The sequence below is a fragment of the Streptomyces albofaciens JCM 4342 genome (genome assembly GCF_008634025.1).
GTDB lineage: Bacteria > Actinomycetota > Actinomycetes > Streptomycetales > Streptomycetaceae > Streptomyces > Streptomyces albofaciens.
Genome location: NZ_PDCM01000002.1, coordinates 1,573,538 through 1,591,560 on the forward strand (window position 1 = coordinate 1,573,538; position 18,023 = coordinate 1,591,560).

At 72.1% G+C, this 18,023-nt stretch carries 11 protein-coding genes, 1 tRNA gene and 1 pseudogene; 7 read left to right on the forward strand and 6 right to left on the reverse strand.

What is annotated here, in order from left to right; genetic code table 11:
• The first annotated feature begins 232 nt into the window (after positions 1-232).
• Entirely contained in the window at positions 233-754 is a 522-nt protein-coding gene (locus CP973_RS27040; RefSeq protein WP_150246482.1) for a hypothetical protein, read from the forward strand.
• Positions 755-965: 211 nt separating this feature from the next.
• On the opposite strand, the gene CP973_RS27045 is transcribed toward CP973_RS27040, so the two are convergent.
• Positions 966-1,286, reverse strand: coding sequence for a helix-turn-helix domain-containing protein (locus tag CP973_RS27045; protein ID WP_150246485.1), 321 nt, complete (start codon positions 1,284-1,286; stop codon positions 966-968).
• A gap of 21 nt (positions 1,287-1,307) precedes the next feature.
• On the opposite strand from CP973_RS27045, the gene CP973_RS27050 reads away from it, so the two are divergent.
• Complete coding sequence (locus tag CP973_RS27050; protein WP_150246487.1) at positions 1,308-4,211, forward strand: hypothetical protein; 2,904 nt, start codon at positions 1,308-1,310, stop codon at positions 4,209-4,211.
• A 242-nt stretch (positions 4,212-4,453) separates the two neighbouring features.
• Here the strand turns inward: CP973_RS27050 and CP973_RS27055 are convergent.
• Positions 4,454-4,541, reverse strand: a tRNA-Leu gene (locus CP973_RS27055).
• Positions 4,542-4,910: 369 nt separating this feature from the next.
• Between CP973_RS27055 and CP973_RS27060 the strand changes: the two genes are divergently transcribed.
• The 4 genes from CP973_RS27060 (at position 4,911) to CP973_RS27075 (ending at position 11,483) form a co-directional block, all read left to right on the forward strand.
• Positions 4,911-6,623 carry a thiamine pyrophosphate-binding protein gene (locus tag CP973_RS27060; protein WP_150246491.1) on the forward strand — a complete coding sequence of 571 codons (1,713 nt, stop codon included), beginning with the start codon at positions 4,911-4,913 and terminating at the stop codon, positions 6,621-6,623.
• Positions 6,624-6,633: 10 nt separating this feature from the next.
• Positions 6,634-7,890 carry a formyl-CoA transferase gene (gene frc, locus CP973_RS27065; protein ID WP_150246494.1) on the forward strand — a complete coding sequence of 419 codons (1,257 nt, stop codon included), beginning with the start codon at positions 6,634-6,636 and terminating at the stop codon, positions 7,888-7,890.
• A 114-nt stretch (positions 7,891-8,004) separates the two neighbouring features.
• Positions 8,005-10,122 carry an acetate--CoA ligase family protein gene (locus tag CP973_RS27070; protein ID WP_150246497.1) on the forward strand — a complete coding sequence of 706 codons (2,118 nt, stop codon included), beginning with the start codon at positions 8,005-8,007 and terminating at the stop codon, positions 10,120-10,122.
• Entirely contained in the window at positions 10,119-11,483 is a 1,365-nt protein-coding gene (locus tag CP973_RS27075; RefSeq protein WP_150246499.1) for an OFA family MFS transporter, read from the forward strand. The genes CP973_RS27070 and CP973_RS27075 overlap by 4 nt, the downstream gene beginning before the upstream one ends.
• Positions 11,484-11,517: 34 nt before the next feature.
• Here the strand turns inward: CP973_RS27075 and CP973_RS41860 are convergent, their stop codons facing one another.
• The 3 genes and pseudogenes from CP973_RS41860 to CP973_RS27090 form a co-directional block, all read right to left on the reverse strand.
• On the reverse strand, positions 11,518-11,922 hold the full coding sequence (locus CP973_RS41860; RefSeq protein ID WP_425282023.1) for a PASTA domain-containing protein: 405 nt from the start codon (positions 11,920-11,922) through the stop codon (positions 11,518-11,520).
• Between the two features lie 479 nt (positions 11,923-12,401).
• Complete coding sequence (locus CP973_RS27085) at positions 12,402-12,791, reverse strand: chorismate mutase (protein ID WP_150246501.1); 390 nt, start codon at positions 12,789-12,791, stop codon at positions 12,402-12,404.
• Between the two features lie 175 nt (positions 12,792-12,966).
• A pseudogene (locus CP973_RS27090) lies at positions 12,967-13,251 on the reverse strand (sugar phosphate isomerase/epimerase); the annotation flags it as partial.
• A gap of 354 nt (positions 13,252-13,605) precedes the next feature.
• Between CP973_RS27090 and CP973_RS27095 the strand changes: the two are divergent.
• Positions 13,606-16,899: an ATP-binding protein gene (locus tag CP973_RS27095; protein WP_341874859.1), complete on the forward strand. Its 3,294-nt coding sequence runs from the start codon at positions 13,606-13,608 to the stop codon at positions 16,897-16,899.
• Between the two features lie 113 nt (positions 16,900-17,012).
• Here the strand turns inward: CP973_RS27095 and CP973_RS27100 are convergent, their stop codons facing one another.
• The gene (locus CP973_RS27100; protein WP_150246503.1) at positions 17,013-17,900 is read right to left on the reverse strand and encodes a siderophore-interacting protein; all 888 of its coding nucleotides are present in this window, start codon (positions 17,898-17,900) and stop codon (positions 17,013-17,015) included.
• Positions 17,901-18,023: the final 123 nt, after the last annotated feature.

Sequence of the window (18,023 nt, forward strand, 5' to 3'; positions counted from 1 at the left end):
CAGAATCCACACGTCAGAATTCTGCGACGGCACGTCTCACAGTTCCGGTGCGGCATCGCTCGAACCCGGCGAGCCAACTCTGCGTCAAGACAGGTTGATTCCTGCGATAACCCCGACCGGTCTTGCCGTGCTTGAGCGCACTGCTGACCGTTTGATAGCGCCTCACAGGAATGGGGTGCGTGCCACAGTGTGCCGTCCCTACACTGGCAGCGGCCTTCCTTAGGAGTTCGCTATGGCGGGATACCGGACCAGCGCACCTGCGTCAGACAAGGGTGTCTACATCGGCCAGGCTCGGCATGCCGTGAAGGAGCTGATCACTTCACTGCGCGGCGAGTTGGCGACATTGGAAGCTGTGTACACGATGATGTGCCAGGGCGCCGAATCCACCGATGTCCGCGAAGAGCCGCCGGACACTGGCGAGGACGCGGAAACCGCCCAGCCTTCCCGGGAAGGTCCGTCTGAAGTTTCTGTCGCCGACGAGGATCCTTCGTCCGAAGATGCGCGCCCGGGGATTGGCACTCGGACCCTGGGGCCACCGCGTAACGGAAGCATGCGCGATGCGATCCTCACACTCCTGTGCGCTGCTCAAGAGGCGATGTCCATCACCGATATCGCCGCAGCGGTACGCCCGGGAGCGGACGCGACGGTCCGTTCATCCGTAGGAAAAACCCTCAACCGCATGAAGCAACTTGGCGAGGTGGAAAATGTAGCACCGGGAATGTTCCGGGCCGTGCTGTCATCCCGGGCCGCTTGATCCACCCGAGAACGACCCTAACCCAACAAGCAGGCCTCCCTCGATTAGCGGTCGAGGGAGGCCGCCAAACACGCGAATGGACGCTTCTCCTAGTCAGGGTTCCGATTCGTCGCGCACGTTCACTCTAGCGCCCCCACGGATGGCGCTATAGGGCGTCTGCGTCATTCCGCACTTGAGCGTGCACGACTGACCTCAAAGAGGCAATTGGGGATCAGTCATGAGCACATTGGGTCGTATTCGATCCGGGCCAGAGCGCCAGGCCCAGGGCACGCTCCAGTCGGCAGATCGTCAGCACATCCGGCCAGGTGGCGCCCGCCAGCAGATCCCCGATGGTCTGTCTGCCGACGTGGCTCTGGGCGGCCAGGGCGCGCAGCGAGAGCTCCGGCCTCTCACGCAGGGCGGCGGCGAGGCGGCGGGCAATCGTCTGGACCACCGCCGCGGCGGGCTCCCCGGCGATCCGGGCATCCGGCCACTCCTCCGGATCGACGGCGTAGCTCCATGGCGGCGCCGTGCGCGCTCGGCCTCCGGTCATAAAGATGCGTTCCTTCAGATCGTGATCGACACTGACACCAGTGGCCGGTTAACCGGCCACCTGTCATGGGCCTTGCGCCTGGAGGTCGCTGTGTCGAATCGCCTGCTGGCCTACGCACCGAAGGCGGAGACGGTGCCGCCCGCCCAGTGGCGCCGCATCGCTCCGGTCGTCCGCTCGCTGGGATTCATGGCCGTCGCAGCGGGACCCTACGGCCCAGACGTGGTCATGACACCGCTCGCACGGCTGGTCGCCTGGGTCGAGGCCCAGGGCCTCCCGCTCGAACCCCCGGTGATCCTTGACCAGAGCACCGTCGAACGGTTCATCCTCGTCGGCTGCCGCGACATGGCCGCCAACAGCCGCCGAACCTGCAGCAGCCAGCTGCGCCGGGCTTCCGAAGCGCTCTTGTTGGACCAGCTCGGACAGCATCCGCCGATCCGGCTGAAGGCCACCGCCGCCCCAGTGGCCCCCTACCCGCCGGCGGAAATCGCCTACTGGCTGATCTGGGCGCAGAGCCTGCCCACCCCCGCCCAGCGGTGCAACGCCTGTCTTCTGTTCTGTCTCGGTGTCGGCTGCGGGCTCGCCGTTGAGGATCTTGTGTACGTTCGGGGGCGGGACATCCTGGCGGGCCCCACCGGCCGGGCACTGGTGAAGGTGCACGGGCGCCGTCCGCGCACTGTCGTATGCCGGTACGCATACGAGGAACTGCTGCTGGCGGAAGCCGCCCACATCCCGGCAGACGCGTACGCCTTCCGGCCGGGCTGGCAGGACCGCACCAGCAAGCACATCGCATCGGACTGGCTGGCCAGGTACCCGCGGATCGTCAGCCGTTGTGACGGTGCAGTGCTGCAGACCCAGCGGCTGCGCACGACCTGGCTCGTCGATCTGCTGAATGCAGGTATTCCGCTGAGGGTGATCCTCAAAGCGTCGGGGCTCGGGACCCTGCACAGCCTCTCGCGATACCTCGTCTTCCTCCACGACGTGCCCGAAGCGGAGGCATCCGATCTGTTGCGGGGGGGCGGCGGCATGAGCAGGAAGAACCCGGAGGACAAACCCTGCCGGCGTACCGGCCTCGCCTTACGCCCTGCACCGCAGGCCCCCGGCCGTACCCTCAGCGACCGCGTTGTGAGGCAGGTCTTCGACCTCGTGCGCCACAGCGGAGTACTGGAACGCCTTCCCTCTAACGAGCACCGGCCAGGCCCGAAGGGCTTCCCGTTCCGCACAGTGCTGATCGGCCTGATCCTGTCGCAGTACATGGGCAAGAGCGCGAACATCAACGACGCATGGGAGACGCTCTTCTTGGCCTTGTCTCCAGGGCCCAAAGCCCTCCTTGACGTCCCCGACGTCGACCTGCACATCCGCGAGGGCGCAACCCGAGAAGAAATCGACAGCGTCGCGCACCACCAATACGCGACGTCGAAGCGCGTCTACCGGTCCTGGGCCTCGATGACCCGGCGCCTTGACCCTGCACCGCACGACCGCCGCAAGAGGCTGTCGCTCAGCGAGGCTAAGAAGATTCGCCGGAAGTGGAATGCCCGCGACAACCAGGACACCGTGCGCAACCTGGAAGCCATCGCCCAGGATCTGATCCTCGCTCCGGTGATGGCTTCCTACCGGCGCGGCGACTTCGCTCAGTGGCCTGGCCACATCGCGGTCGACGACACTCCGGTTCCGGTCTGGGGCAAAGAGCCGGACTACCACCAGGACCGGGCCTCGCTTGAGATCACCGCCGGGATGTACGTGAAGGGAGGAACGCAGAAGAAGTCGGGGCCCAGCGGCAAAGCTGCGGCCTCCACGAACACTGGCACCCGGCGCGGCACCGCAAACAAGCCAGTGCCTCGCAAGACCAAGTCGGCCCGGGAGAAGAAGGCCAAGGCGCCGGAGAAGAGAGAGTTCCGCTACGCCATGATGGCCGCGTTCCCAGGCCATGGCCATGGCGACCTCGCTGGCGCCTACCCGGCGGTCTGCCTCGGCATGATCCTCCACACCCCGGGCACCGAACCCGGCCCGGCCGCCCTGCGCGCTATCCAGCCGGCCTTCGAACGAGGGCTGGTCAAAGACCTGTTCTGCGCCGACCAGGGCATCACCCAGGCCAAGCCTCACAACCTGCATCTGCAGCTGCTCAAACTCGGCCTCAACACGGTGAAGCACTACAACGACGACAAGGTCGACCGGCAGGGAGAGTTCCGCGGCATGCAGTTGGTCGGCGGCGAGTTCTACTGCCCGCTGATGCCCACCCCGCTCGTCACTGCGGGCGCCACATACATCGACAGCCGCACGGACGAGGACCGCGCCCACGCACTCAACCTGATCCAGTCCCGGAAGGACTACCAGACCAAGATCAAGGAGTACGGGCCCGCAGGGGACCAGCGTCGACAGTGCCCCGCCCTTGGATCCCACGCCACGGTCACCTGCTACCGTCGGCCCCAGCCACGCCCGTCCACCGTCGTCGACCTCGACGCCCCCACTGTCCGTACCCCGGCAGCCCTGCCCACCATCCGCAGGCCCAAGCGGGACACCCCCGTCCACCCCGACATCTGCAGGGGGAAGAGCATCACCGTCCCGGGCACCGTGTTGGCCAAGTGGCGGCAGAAATACCCCCTGTTCACTCCTCTGTGGCAGGAAGCCTGGTCCGGACTGCGCAGTCAGAACGAGGGCGGCAACGGCAACCTCAAGAAGTCCGCCCTCGATAGCATCGACAATCCCCAGCTCCGCCTGCCGCACGGACGCGTCGCACAGACCCTGCTCAATGCCGTCATCATCTTCGTGGCGAACCTCAGAGCCATCCGACGGTTCCTCCGCGACCAGGGCATCCAGCCCCGCAAAGCCAGCACACAGAGCGCCGTAACCCAACCCCGTGAGCCCTCCGACCCGCCCCAGGCGTGCCCGCTTCCGACGGAGCAGGTCGAGCCTCCGCCACGCGAGTGACACACCTCCGCCGCACTCCGCCCCCTGAAAACCCCACATGCCTGCGCCACGGCTACCAGCCGTCGCGCAGGCATGTCCTGTTTCCGCAGGTGAGAGGCGCAGTACCTGGACTGCCACCGCCTCACCCCCTCATCGGGCCGATCACGAGGCTCGAGGCCCCAGAAACGACGAAATACCGGTGAGTCACATGACTCGACCGGTAATTCGTGAACGCTTCGGGACGATCTCGTGAACGTCCCCGCTGGTGTCCGAGGGGGGACTTGAACCCCCACGCCCGATAAAGGGCACTAGCACCTCAAGCTAGCGCGTCTGCCATTCCGCCACCCGGACTAGGTGTCGTCTTCGCGGGGCGTTCCCCGCGGCGACATGGACAACAATACCAAGGTTTCGGAGTGGGTTTCACCTGCGTATCCGGGCAGGGCATAAGGGCGGCTTATGGGCCGACGGGCAGGGGGACGGTTGCCGCCCTGGTCAGGCGGACGGGTGACGGGCGGGACCCTCGGCACACCGCGAGGGTGAGTGGTCCGGCCAGCCCTTGGCTTGAACGGTGCGGTGGCCCCTGGACAGGCTCGGCCCGATGCGGGATAACGCTCCATACAGTATTCGTCGACTGTATGCGATCTGCATCCGCTGTGATCAGCGTGCCGTGCAGCGCCGGTCTCCCCTGGCGGATCGCCCTACGAAGGGATGCGATGCCCCATGCCCGACGACTCCCAGAAACCCGACACTTCTCCCTCGGCTTCCCACCCCCTCGTCTCCGGCGGCCACCTCGTGGCCCAGGCCCTCAAGGCGGAGGGCGTGGACGTGATCTACACCCTCTGCGGCGGCCACATCATCGACATCTACGACGGCTGCGTCGACGAGGGCATCGACGTGGTGGACGTGCGGCATGAGCAGGTCGCCGCGCACGCCGCGGACGCCCACGCGCGGATCACCGGCAAGCCGGGCTGTGCCGTGGTCACCGCGGGGCCCGGGACGACGGATGCCGTGACCGGGGTGGCCAATGCCTTACGGGCCGAGTCGCCGATGCTGCTGATCGGCGGGCAGGGGGCGCGGAACCAGCACAAGATGGGGTCGCTCCAGGATCTGCCGCACGTCGAGATGATGACGCCGGTCACGAAGTTCGCGGCGACCGTGCCGGACACCGCGCGCGTCGCCGACATGGTCTCGATGGCGTTCCGGGAGTGCTTCCACGGGGCTCCCGGGCCGTCCTTCCTGGAGATCCCCCGGGATGTGCTGGACGCGAAGGTGCCGCGCGACGCGGCGCGGGTGCCCCGGGCGGGGCACTACCGGGCCTCGACCCGTTCGGCGGGGGACCCGGACGCCGTCGAGCGGCTGGCCGAGCTGCTCGTACGGTCCGAGAAGCCGGCGCTCCTGCTCGGCGGTCAGGTGTGGACGACGCGCGGCACGGACGCGGCGGTCGCGCTCGTACGGGGTCTGAACCTGCCCGCCTATATGAACGGCGCCGGCCGCGGCACGCTGCCGCCCGGCGATCCGCACCACTTCCGGCTCTCCCGCCGCCACGCCTTCACGCACGCCGATCTGATCGTGGTCGTCGGGACGCCGTTCGACTTCCGGATGGGGTACGGGAGGCGGCTCTCGCCTGCCGCGACCGTCGTACAGATCGATCTTGACTACCGCACGGTCGGCCGGAACCGGGATGTCGACCTGGGGATCGTGGGCGACGCGGGGCTGGTGCTGGCCGCCGCCGCGCAGGCCGCGTCGGGGCGGCTGGACAGCGGCGCGGGCCGGCGCAAGGAGTGGATCGAGGAGCTGCGGGCCGTCGAGGAGGCCGCGGAGACGGAGCGGCTGCCGCTGCTGCGCTCGGACGCCGCGCCGATCCACCCGTACCGCCTGGTCGCCGAGATCGACGACTTCCTGACCGAGGACTCGGTCTTCATCGGGGACGGCGGCGACATCGTCACCTTCTCGGGCCAGGTCGTGCGGCCGAAGGCGCCGGGCCACTGGATGGACCCGGGACCGCTGGGCACGCTCGGCGTCGGCGTGCCGTTCGCGCTGGCGGCGAAGCGGGCCCGGCCGGACAAGGAGGTCGTGGCGCTCTTCGGGGACGGCGCGTTCTCGCTGACGGGGTGGGACTTCGAGACGCTGGTCCGCTTCGGCCTGCCGTTCGTGGGGATCGTCGGCAACAACTCCTCGATGAACCAGATCCGGTACGGGCAGCGGGCGAAGTACGGCGAGGCGCGGGAGCGGGTCGGCAACACGTTGGGGGACGTGCCGTACGACGCGTTCGCGCGGATGCTCGGCGGCCACGGCGAGGAGGTCCGCGATCCCGCGCAGATCCGGCCGGCGCTGGAGCGCGCCCGGCGGTCCGGCCTGCCGTCGCTGATCAACGTCTGGGTCGATCCGGACGCGTACGCCCCTGGAACCGTCCACCAGACCATGTACAAGTGAGGAGCCGCTGATGGGCACCGCTCGTGAGAACGGTCCCGGCGCCAAGGCCCTGACCGGCGTCCGGGTGCTGGACATGACGCATGTGCAGTCCGGCCCGTCCGCCACCCAGCTGCTCGCCTGGCTGGGCGCGGACGTGGTCAAGGTGGAGGCGGTCACCGGCGATGTCACCCGCGGTCAGCTGCGCGACATCCCGGACGTGGACTCGCTCTACTTCACGATGCTCAACTGCAACAAGCGCGGCATCACTTTGAACACCAAGACGGAACGGGGCAAAGAGCTGCTGGCCGAGCTGATCCGGCGCTCGGACGTCCTGGTGGAGAACTTCGGGCCGGGCGCCGTGGACCGGATGGGCTTCCCGTGGGAGCGCGTCCGGCAGCTCAACCCGCGCCTCGTGTACGCGTCGATCAAGGGCTTCGGCGAGGGCCCGTACACGAAATTCAAGGCGTACGAGGTCGTCGCGCAGGCCATGGGCGGCTCGATGTCGACCACCGGGTTCGCGGACGGGCCGCCGCTGGCGACCGGCGCGCAGATCGGCGATTCGGGGACCGGCGTGCACTGCGTCGCCGGCATCCTCGCCGCGCTCTACCAGCGCGAACGCACCGGGCGCGGGCAGCGCGTCCAGGTCGCGATGCAGCACGCGGTGCTGAATCTGTGCCGGGTCAAACTGCGCGATCAGCAGCGTCTGGAGCGCGGCCCGCTGCCGGAGTACCCGAACGACGGCTTCGGGGACACGGTGCCGCGCAGCGGCAACGCGAGCGGCGGCGGGCAGCCCGGCTGGGCCGTGCGGTGCGCGCCCGGCGGCCCCAACGACTATGTGTACGTGATCGTGCAGCCGGCGGGCTGGCGGCCGCTCACGGAGCTGATCGGGCGGCCCGAGCTGGCCGCGGACCCCGAGTGGGCGACGCCGGCCGCGCGGCTGCCGAAGCTGGCGAAGATGTTCCAGCTCATCGAGGAGTGGAGCAGCACGCTGCCCAAGTGGGAGGTGCTGGAGCGGCTGACCGCGCACGCCATCCCCTGCGGCCCGGTGCTGTCCGCCAAGGAGTTGGTCGAGGACGCGTCGCTGGCCGCCGACGGAATGATCGTACGGGTGCCACATCCGCGGCGCGGCACGTTCACCACCGTCGGATCGCCCCTGAAGCTGTCCGACTCCCCCGTGGAGATCGACCGCTCGCCGCTGCTCGGCGAGCACAACGACGAGGTGTACGGGGGCGAACTGGGGCTCGGCGAAGAGGAGTTGCGGCTGCTCAGGGAAGACGGGGTCATCTGATGGACCGGTTGACGGATGGGCGATGGATGGATGGGCGGCTGCCGGATGAGCAGTTGGCGGATGGGCGGGGGCACCTGATGGGGGGGACGGTTACGGGAAGCGGACCCGGCGGCCGTGCTGCGGGCCGCGCGGGCGGCCGGGCGGACCACGCTGACGGCTCCCGAGGGCAGGCTACTCGCGGCGGCGTATGGCATCGCGACCCCGGCGGAGGGCGTTGCCGAGTCGGCGGACGAGGCGGTGGCGCTCGCCGGCCGGATCGGCGGCCCGGTCGCGCTGAAGATCGTCTCGCCGGACATCCCGCACAAGACGGACGCGGGCGGCGTACGGACGGGCCTGTCCTCGGCCGCCGAGGTCCGGGCCGCGTACACGGAGGTCGTACGGAACGCCGCCGCGTACGCCCCGGAGGCCCGCGTCGAGGGCGTACAGGTGCAGCGGATGGTGCCGGAGGGGCTGGAGGTGCTGGTCGGGGCGGTCACCGATCCGGCCTTCGGGAAGGTGGTGGCGTTCGGGCTCGGCGGGGTGCTGGTGGAGGTCCTCAAGGACGTCACCTTTCGCCTCGCTCCGGCTTCCACGGCGGACGCGGAGTCCATGCTGGACGACATCCGCGCGGCCGAGGTGCTGCGTGGCGTACGCGGCGGTCCCGCCGTGGACCGCGCGGCGCTCGCCGACCTGATCGTCCGGGTGTCCCGGCTGGCCGCCGACTTCCCCGAGATCGCCGAGGTCGACCTGAACCCGGTGTTCGCGGCGCCGGACGGGGTGCTCGCCGCCGACGTGCGCATCGTGCTCGGTGCGGAGCCGCCGCCGCGGCGCCGCCGGTACACCAGGGAGGAGATCCTCGCCTCGATGGAGCGGCTGATGCGCCCGCGCTCCGTCGTCGTCATCGGCGCCTCGAACGAGCCCGGGAAGATCGGCCACGCGGTGCTGCGCAACCTGCTCGACGGCGGTTTCGACGGCGCGGTCCACCCGGTGAACCCGAAGGGCGGCGGCATTTTGGGCCTTACGGCGTACCGCTCCGTGGCGGACGTGCCGGACGGGGCCGATGTGGCGGTCTTCGCCATCCCCGCGCCGCTGGTGCCCGCCGCCCTGGAGGAGGTGGGGCGCAAGGGCGTCCCGAACGCCGTACTGATCCCCTCCGGCTTCGCCGAGACCGGCGAACACGCCCTCCAGGAACGCCTCGTGGCCATCGCCGAGAAGTACGGGACCCGGCTGCTCGGACCGAACATCTACGGCTACTACTCCCCCGGCCGGCGGCTGTGCGCCACGTTCTGCACCCCGTACGACGTCACCGGCCCGGTCGCGCTGACCTCGCAGTCCGGCGGCATCGGCATGGCCGTCCTGGGCTTCGCGCGCGCCACCCGGACGGGTGTCTCGGCGATCGTCGGGCTCGGCAACAAGGCCGACGTGGACGAGGACGACCTGCTCACGTACTTCGGCGCGGACCCGCACACCAGGAGCATCGCGATGCATCTGGAGGACCTGAAGGACGGCCGGGCGTTCGTGGAAGCCGCGCGGGAGACCGTGCGCGAGAAGCCGGTCGTGGTCCTCAAGGCCGGGCGGACCGGCGCGGGCGCGAAGGCGGCCGGCTCGCACACCGGCGCGCTGGCCGGTGACGACGCGGTCTACGACGCCGTCCTCCGGCAGGCGGGCGTCATCCGGGCGCCGGGCCTCCGCGAGATGCTGGAGTACGCGCGTGCGCTGCCCGTACTGCCGACGCCGAAGGGCGAGAACGTCGTCGTCATCACCGGGGCGGGCGGCTCCGGCGTGCTGCTCTCGGACGCGGCCGTCGACCACGGGCTGCGCCTGATGACCGTCCCCGACGATCTGGACGCCGCCTTCCGGCGCCTCATCCCGCCCTTCGGGGCGGCCGGCAACCCCGTGGACATCACCGGCGGCGAACCGCCCGCCACCTACGAGGCCACCCTCCGGCTCGGCATGGCGGACCCGCGCGTCCACGCCCTGGTGCTCGGTTACTGGCACACCCTCGCCACCCCGCCCATGGTGTTCGCGGAACTGACGGCACGCGTGGTGGCCGAATTCCGGGCGGCGGGCACCGCGAAGCCGGTGGTGGCGTCGCTGGCCGGGGACACCGAGGTGGAGGAGGCGGGCGCGTACCTCTTCGAGCGGGGCGTGGTGGCGTACCCGTACACGACGGAGCTGCCGGTGGCGGTACTGGGGGCGAAGTACCGGTGGGCGCGGGCCGCGGGCCTGCTGCCGGAGGGCGGTGCGCCGTGACGGCCCAGGACGTACGGCCCCCGGGCCGGGCCGCGTTCACCGAGGTCCGGGACGCGCACGGGCGGATCTACCGGCTGGGCGAGACGGACCGGCAGCTGCTCGGCCGCCCGCGGTGGACCATGGTGCTGCTGCCCTGGATCGCGATGCTCGGCATCAGCGTCTTCGAGTACGCATTCGGAGCCGCCGAGACCACTCTCTCCACGGCCCATCACTGGCCGCGCACCGGCACCTTCTGGGTGCTCAGCGTCTGGATCTTCTTCCAGGCGGCGGTGGCCTTCCCCGCGGGCAGGCTGCGGGAGAAGGGCCTGGTCAGCAGCCGGACCGCGATGCTGTGCGGGTCGGTGCTGTCGCTGGTGGGCTTCCTGAGCCTGAGCCACGCCCCGGACATCGGGTGGGCGGTCGCCGGCTTCGGCGTGCTGGGCGGCACCGGCGCCGGCCTGGTCTACGCGACCTGCATCAACACGGTCGGCAAGTGGTATCCGGAACGGCGCGGCGGCAAGACCGGCTTCGTCAACGGCGGCTTCGCGTACGGTGCCGTGCCGTTCATCTTCCTGTTCTCCTACGGCTTCGACACCGACGACTACCAGGCCGTTCTCGACCTGGTCGGCCTGTACGTCCTGCTGCTGACGGCCGCGGCGGGCCTGTTCTTCAAGGACCCGCCGAGGAACTGGTGGCCCGCGCACGTCGATCCGCTGACCGCGCCGCGCGAGGGGCGCGCCTCGGCGGCGCTGCGCACGAACCCGCCCGCGGCGGCGCAGTTCACACCGCGCGAGGCCATCCGTACCGGCATGCTGCCGCTGATGTGGGTCTGCCTGCTGTGCACGGCCGGGGTCTCGATCTTCGGGATCTCCTTCCAGGTGCCGTTCGCCCGGGAGGCCGGGTTCGGGCCGCTGGTGGCGGCGTCCTCCATGGGCGTCATGTCGGTGGTCAACGGCACGGGCCGGGGCGTGGTCGGCTGGCTCTCGGACCGGCTGGGACGGCGGCCGGCCCTGACGTATGTGTGCCTGGTCCTCGGGCTGGCCCAGTTCGGCGTCCTGTGGGCGGGCGAGAGCGCCAACCAGCCGCTGTTCCTCGTCTTCGCCTTCCTGTCCGGATTCGGCGGCGGCGCGTTCTTCCCGCTTTTCGCGGCCCTCGTTCCCGACTATTTCGGCGAGAACAACAACGCGTCGAATTACGGCCTCGTCTACAGCTCGAAACTCGTCTCCGGCCTCTTGGGCGGCGGTATCGGCGCGTCGGTGGTCGCGGCGTGGGGGTACGAGGGCGCGTACGCGGTGGCGGGGTGCGTGGGGCTGCTGGCGGCGGGGCTGTCGCTGCTGCTGCGACGGCCGGCGGGAAAGGGGGCGGCCATGGGCGCGGGGTGAGGAATTCCCCGGGCGCTCCCTCCCGTCAGCCTCCTCAGCACTCCTCCTGGAATTTCACCGCTTCCAGCGTCACCGGCTGACCGTCCAGTTCTGTGCCCGGCGCCGGGCTCTGGCGGCACACCTTCCAGTTGGATTCCACGAGAACCATCCGGTTGCGGCCCGACGCGTCCTTCACGGTGATGCTGGTACTGGTGTCGAAAGCGCGCCGGGCCACCTTCACCGACTTGTCGCGGAGGTCGGGCATGGCCGAGGCGGGAGCGGCGGAGGCATCGGCCCCGGCATCCTTGTCGGGGCAGGTCTCGGACAGTTTCACCGCCCCGAAGTCCACCGTTCTGCGGGTGTCGGCCGCGCCGGGTCCGGGGGTCTGCGTACAGACCTTCCAGTTGCGGTCGAAGGCCTGCATACGCCCGCGTCCGAGCGCGTCGTGGCTGCGCAGCACCCGGAAACCCGGCCGCCTGGGCGGCGTCCTGCGCGCTCTGTAGCCCCTTGCCCACCAGATCGGGCAGCGTGGCCGTACGGGCCGGAGCGGGGCCCGGCGTGGTCTGCCCCGCGACGCTCGGCTCCGGCGCCGCCTTCGTGGGCGAACCGCCGCTGCCGTCGGCGCTCCCCGAGGGCTGGCAGGCGGCGAGTCCGAGGCAGAGGGTCGCGACGGCGGCGGTGACGGCGGTGCGGTGCATGGCTCCCCCAGTGCGGGCATGGCGTCGGTCCTGGTACGGCGCCGCTACGGCGATGATGCCGTAACGGACCGTGACGGACAGGGAGACCGCCGATATCCCCAGAGGGTTGTACGGGCGGGGTGGGGGAATTCCTGTTCGCCGACGTTCGGTTCTCGCCGTCCGGCCCTCGCCGTCCGGTCCCCGCCGGGATCCGGTCGTCTGTGCCGCCGAGTCCCGGCCGAATCGTCCGCCGGCGTCCCGGTCAGTGGTCGGCGGCCGGGACGGGTGCCTCGGGAGCCGCGTCGGGCCCGGGGGTTCCCTGCTGCGCGATGGCTTTGTGGTGCCGGACGACCTCGCCGATGATGAAATTCAGGAATTTCTCGGCGAAAGCCGGGTCCAGTTTGGCGTCCTCCGCCAATTTGCGCAGGCGGGCGATCTGGGTGGCCTCGCGGGCCGGGTCGGCGGGCGGGAGGTTGTGGCGGGCCTTGAGTTCACCGACCTGCTGGGTGCACTTGAACCGCTCGGCGAGCAGGTGCACCAGCGCGGCGTCCAGGTTGTCGATGCTGCCACGCAGGTAGATCAGGCGCTCGCGCGCCTCCTCGTCGGCGACGGAGGTCGCGTCGCCCGCCAGTGGTGCGGTCCCCTCGCTCATGTACGTCTCGCCAATCTGGTCGTACCGGCCGCCCCGGTCGGGCAGTGCTGATCCTGTGCACACTACCCGGCCACGGGCGTACGGCTTAACCGCACGGCGCGCGCAGGCTCCGCAGATGGCGGGCCGAGCGGCGGGCGGTCGACAGGGAGCCCGCCGGGCTGGCGGCCGGGTTCTCGGGGGTGCCGTCCGGCCGGCGGGAGAACCGGTACTGGGCGGCACGCGCCCGGAAAATGTCCATCCCGAAATAGACGAGACGGGAGTCGGTTTCCGCGAGCAGGACGTCGTAAAGGCGGACGCGCGGGCCGTCGGTGGCGAAAGCGAATTCCTCGGCGTGATTGTGGTGGGAGAAACACATGCCGCGGGCTCTGGCGGCGGCACCGTACGCGTTGAATTCCGCGACGGCGCGTTTCCAGGTGTCGACGGTGTTGCCGTAGCGGTCGGGGATGGAGGGGGTGCCGAGCACGGCAGGCCGCCGTGCGCGCCAGACCGCCGTGCGCGGCAAGCCGCCGTGCGCGCCAGACCGCCGTGCGCGGCAAGCCGCCGTCCGCGCCAGACCGCCGCGCGCGCCAGGCCGTCGTCCGCTTCAGCGGCCAACGCCGTGTCGAGATCGTCGGTGACGTGCAGCCGCCCATCGGGCGTGCGAGGGGGGCGGGTCTGGTGAGGAGCGGCGCGTCCGGGGACGGCGGTCCGGCCGGTGCCGGGGGCCAGGGTGGCGCTCTGGTGCCATGGCGTGCAGCCTTCTCGACGGGCGCCGGTGGGCGGGCCGGGGCGGGCGCCGTTCGGCGGCCCGGGGCCGCCCGGGGACAATGGTCCGGTGATCTACCGCTACCGCGTTCTCGGCACCGCGCAGGCGCGCCGCCCCGACGGCACCGAGGTGCCCCTGAAAGGGGCTCGGCTGCGGGCGCTGCTGGTGGCGCTGGCGGCCGGCGGCGGGCGGCCGGTCCCGGCGGCGCAGTTGATCGCGCAGGTGTGGGGCGCGGACGCGGAGCCGCCGGCCGATGCCCCGGCGGCGCTCCAGGCCCTGGTGGGCCGGTTGCGCCGGGCGCTCGGCGGACCGGCGGTGACCTCGTCGCCCGGCGGGTACGCGCTCGCGGCCGAGCCGGACGCCATTGACCTGTTCCGCTTCGAGCGGCTGACGGCGGAGGGCACCGCCGCGCTGCGCGCCGGCGACCCCGCGGCCGCCGCCGGCCTGTTGGACGAGGCGCTGGCGCTGTGGCACGGGCCCGCGCTGGCGGACCTGCCGGACCGGGACGGCGATCCGCTCGCCGTACGGGCCGAACGGCGGCACGGCGAGGCGCGCCGCGCCCGGCTGGCAGCCGAGGTGGCGTGCGGCCGGGCGGCCGACGCGCTGGCCGAGCTGGCGGCGCTGGCCGTGGCGGAGCCGCTGGACGAGCCCCTCCAGGCGCTGTACATCCGGGCGCTGTCGGCTGCGGGGCGGCAGGCCGAGGCGTTGCAGGCGTACGAGGAGGTACGGGCCGGGCTCGCCGAGCGGCTGGGCGCGGACCCGGGCACCGAACTGCGCGCTCTGCACGCGCGGTTGCTGTCCGGCGCGCCGGATCCGGCCCCGGCACCCCATGCGTCCGCGCCTCCCGCACAGTTCCGCTCCCGCCTCACTTCGTTCGTCGGCCGCGCCACCGAACTCGTTCGGCTGGGCGAGGAGTTGCGCAGCAGTCGGCTGGTCACTCTGCTCGGGGCGGGCGGTGTCGGCAAGACCCGGCTGGCCCTGGAGGCCGCCGACGCGGCGGGCGCGGACGGCGAACGGTGGCCCGACGGTGTCCGGGTCGCCGAGCTGGCCTCCGTACGGGACCCGGAGAGCGTGCCCGAAGCCGTCCTGACGGCGCTCGGCGGGCACCCGACGCGGGTACGCGCCCCAGGTCCCGGGGAGCTGCGCGCGCCCGGCGGGCCCGCGACGCCGCTCGCCCGGGTGGTGGAGCACTGCCGGCAGCGGCGGCTGCTGCTCGTGCTGGACAACTGCGAGCATGTGATCGGCGCGGCGGCCGGGCTGGCGCACGCCGTCCTGGCCGGCTGCCCCGGCGTGACGGTGCTGGCCACCAGCCGCGAACCGCTCGGCGTGCCGGGCGAGTCGGTGCGCCCCGTCGAGCCGCTGCCGCCGTCGGCCGCGCTCCGGCTGCTGGCCGAACGGGGCGCCGCCGCACGCCCCGGGTTCCGTACGGAGGACGACCCGGCCGCGTGCGCGGAGATCTGCCGCAGGCTCGACGGGCTGCCGCTCGCCGTCGAGCTGGCGGCGGCGCGGCTGCGCGCGCTGACGCCGCGGCAGATCGCGGAGCGGCTGGACGACCGGTTCCGGCTGCTGACCGGCGGCAGCCGGACGGCGCTGCCCCGGCAGCAGACGCTGCGGGCGGTGGTGGACTGGTCGTGGGACCTGCTCACGGCGGACGAGCGGGCGGTGCTGCGCCGCCTGGCGGTCTTCTCCGGGGGCTGTGAGGTGGCGGAGGCGGAGCGGGTGTGTGCCGCCCCGGACGCGGCCGACGGCCCCCGCTCCCCCGCCGACGTCCTGGAGGCGCTCACCTCGCTGGTCGACAAGTCGCTGGTCACCGCCGCCCCGGAGAGCCCGCGCGGCATGCGCTACCGGCTGCTCGAAACGGTCGCCGAGTACGCCGGGGAGCGGCTGACGGAGTCCGGTGAGCGGGCGGCCGTGGAGCTGCGGCACCTGACGGCGTACCGGGAGCTGGCCCGTACCGGCGATCCCGGGCTGCGCGGGCCGCGGCAGGCGCAGTGGCTGGCGCGCCTGGAGACGGAGCACGGCAACGTGCGGGCCGCGCTGCGCACGGCGGTCGGCCGGGGCGAGGAGCAGGAGGGGCTGTGTCTGGCGCTGTCGATGAGCTGGTTCTGGCAGCTGCGCAACCACCAGGCGGACGCCCGGCACTGGGCCGCCGCCGTCGCGGGCCTGGGCCCGGACCCGTTCGCCGATCCCGTACGGCCCGCGGAGCCGCTGGCCGACCGCTGTACGGCGGTTCCGCCGCCGTGGTCCGGGGAGCGGCTGCGGGAGGCGCGGCGCGGGGTGCGGCTGCTGGTGCTGGCCGGCAGCGGTGAGGGGGCCGGGCCGTCCGGGCCGGTGCGTCCGGAGCGGGTGGTGGCCGCGTACCGCCCGGGGCTGCCGCAGACCGGGCGGCAGCCGGGCGTCATGTGGTTCTTCGCCCGGCTGATGACCGGCGGGTTCGCGGGACTGGACGAGGCCGTCGACGCCGTCGTACGCCACTGCCGGGAGCTGGGCGACGGCTGGGACCTGGGCCTCGCGCTGCTGCTGCGGACCAAGCTGCTCGGCAACCGGCCCGCCGAGCTGGACCGGTCGGCGCGCGACGCCGAGGAGGCGCTGGCCCTCTTCGAGGAGGCCGGGGACCTGTGGGGCATCGCCGAGTCCCTGTCCGCGCGCGGCGACACGTACGAGCGGCGCGGGCAGTACGCGCTGGCGGACGCGGACTTCTCGCGCGCCCTGGAGGCTTCTGAACGGATCGGCGCGCATGCTCAAGTGCCGGAGTTCAAGGCACGGCTGGCGGCCGTACGGCTGGAGGGGACGTACGGGGCGGAGGAAGGCGCCACGGTAGGCGACGCCTCCCGTTCGCCCCGCGTCCAGGAGGCAGAGCGACTGCTGCTGGAGGCCGTGGCGGAGTCCCAGCCCGCCGCCGGGGAAACGCTCAGCACTGCGCGGCTGCTGCTGGCGCGGCACTACGGCCGGACCGGACGCACCGGGCTCGCCCGGGAGCAGCTGCGCGAGGCGGAGCAGGCGTTCACCAGCGGCACCCCGGCGCTGTTCACCGGCATGGTGAGCGGGCTGCACAGCTGGCTGGACTGCCTCGACGGGGATTTCGTCCGGGCCCGCGAGCACGCGCGCCGGGCCGTCCGGCAGCTCGCCGCACTCGCGCATCTGGTGGCTCCGAACCTGATCGCCCATCAGTTCCTCTGCGCCGCGTGGGCCATGGCGGAGCTGGGCGCGGCCGAGGCGGGGCTGCTGAGCAGGGGGCGCGCCTGCTGGGTGCGTACGACCGCCACGCGCCCGCGTCCGAGGGCTTCGGTTTCCAGCCGCTGCCGCCCGCGGTGGAGACCCGGATACGGGAGCGGGCCGGGGCGGCGGTGCGCGCGGCGCTGACGGCGGACGCGTACGAAAGTGCTTACGGCGAAGGCGGCGGCCTCTCCGTGAAGGAGGCCGCCGCCCTGATCTGACCAGCGCGAACGCAGCGGCGCCCCGCGTGCGCCGGGCGCCTACTGCGCGTCCGCCAGCCGCTCCCGCGCCTCGGCCAGGTCCTCTTCCGTCGGCGCGTCGTCCTGCGACAGGGCCCGGCGCCAGTAGCCGGTGAAGTCGACGGACCGCTTCTCCAGGCCCCGGTCCTCGACCAGATGGCGGCGCAGGGCACGCACCGCGCCCGCCTCCCCGGCGAGCCAGGCGAACACCGAACCGGCCGGGAAGCGGGCCCCGCGCACCGCTTCGGCCAGCAGCTCACCGGGCCCGGCCGCGCGCCGGTCGCGGTGCAGCCAGTGCACGGTCAGGTCGCCGCGGGTGGCGAGGGCCTGCTCCTCCGCCGCGTCCGCCACCTCGATGTAGGCGACCGCGCGGGCCCCTTCGGGCAGCCACTCGGCGAGGGTGCCGATGGCGGGCAGCGCGGTCTCGTCCCCGGCGAGCAGCGTCCAGTCGGCCGTACCGAGGGGGACGGGCCGGGCGAAGTACGCCGAGGGGCCGAACATGCCGAGCGTGTCCCCGGGCGCGGCGCGGCCCGCCCACCCGGTCGCCGGGCCGCGCGCCGCCCCCGCGCCGTGCAGCACGAAGTCGATGTCGATCGTCGCGTCCTCGGGGTGGTGCGCGCGGACGGTGTAGCTGCGCATCCACGGCCGTTCGTCCTCGGGGATCGCGTGGAACGCCGCGTACCAGCGCATGAGGTCGCCGTCGGCGGGCGGCTCCGGGAGCCTCGGGACCGTGTGGCCGGGCTTGGGGAAGTACAGCTTCACCTGCTGGTCCGGCGCGTCGAGACGGAAGCCGGCGAGGTCCGGCCCGCCGAAGGTGACGCGCACCATGCGCGGTGAGAGCCGCCGGACCGCGGTGACCCGGAGGTGGCGGACCGGCAGGGTGGCGGGCTGGGAAGGCTGTTGCTGCATGGCGTCTCCGTGGGCAGGGCCATCGGCCGGCGACGGGCCGAGGCGTGCGGTCGGCACGGCGCGCGGGGACCGCGGCGCGCCGTGCGGGTCGATGGGACGACCGTCGCAGCCGCTGCCTACAGG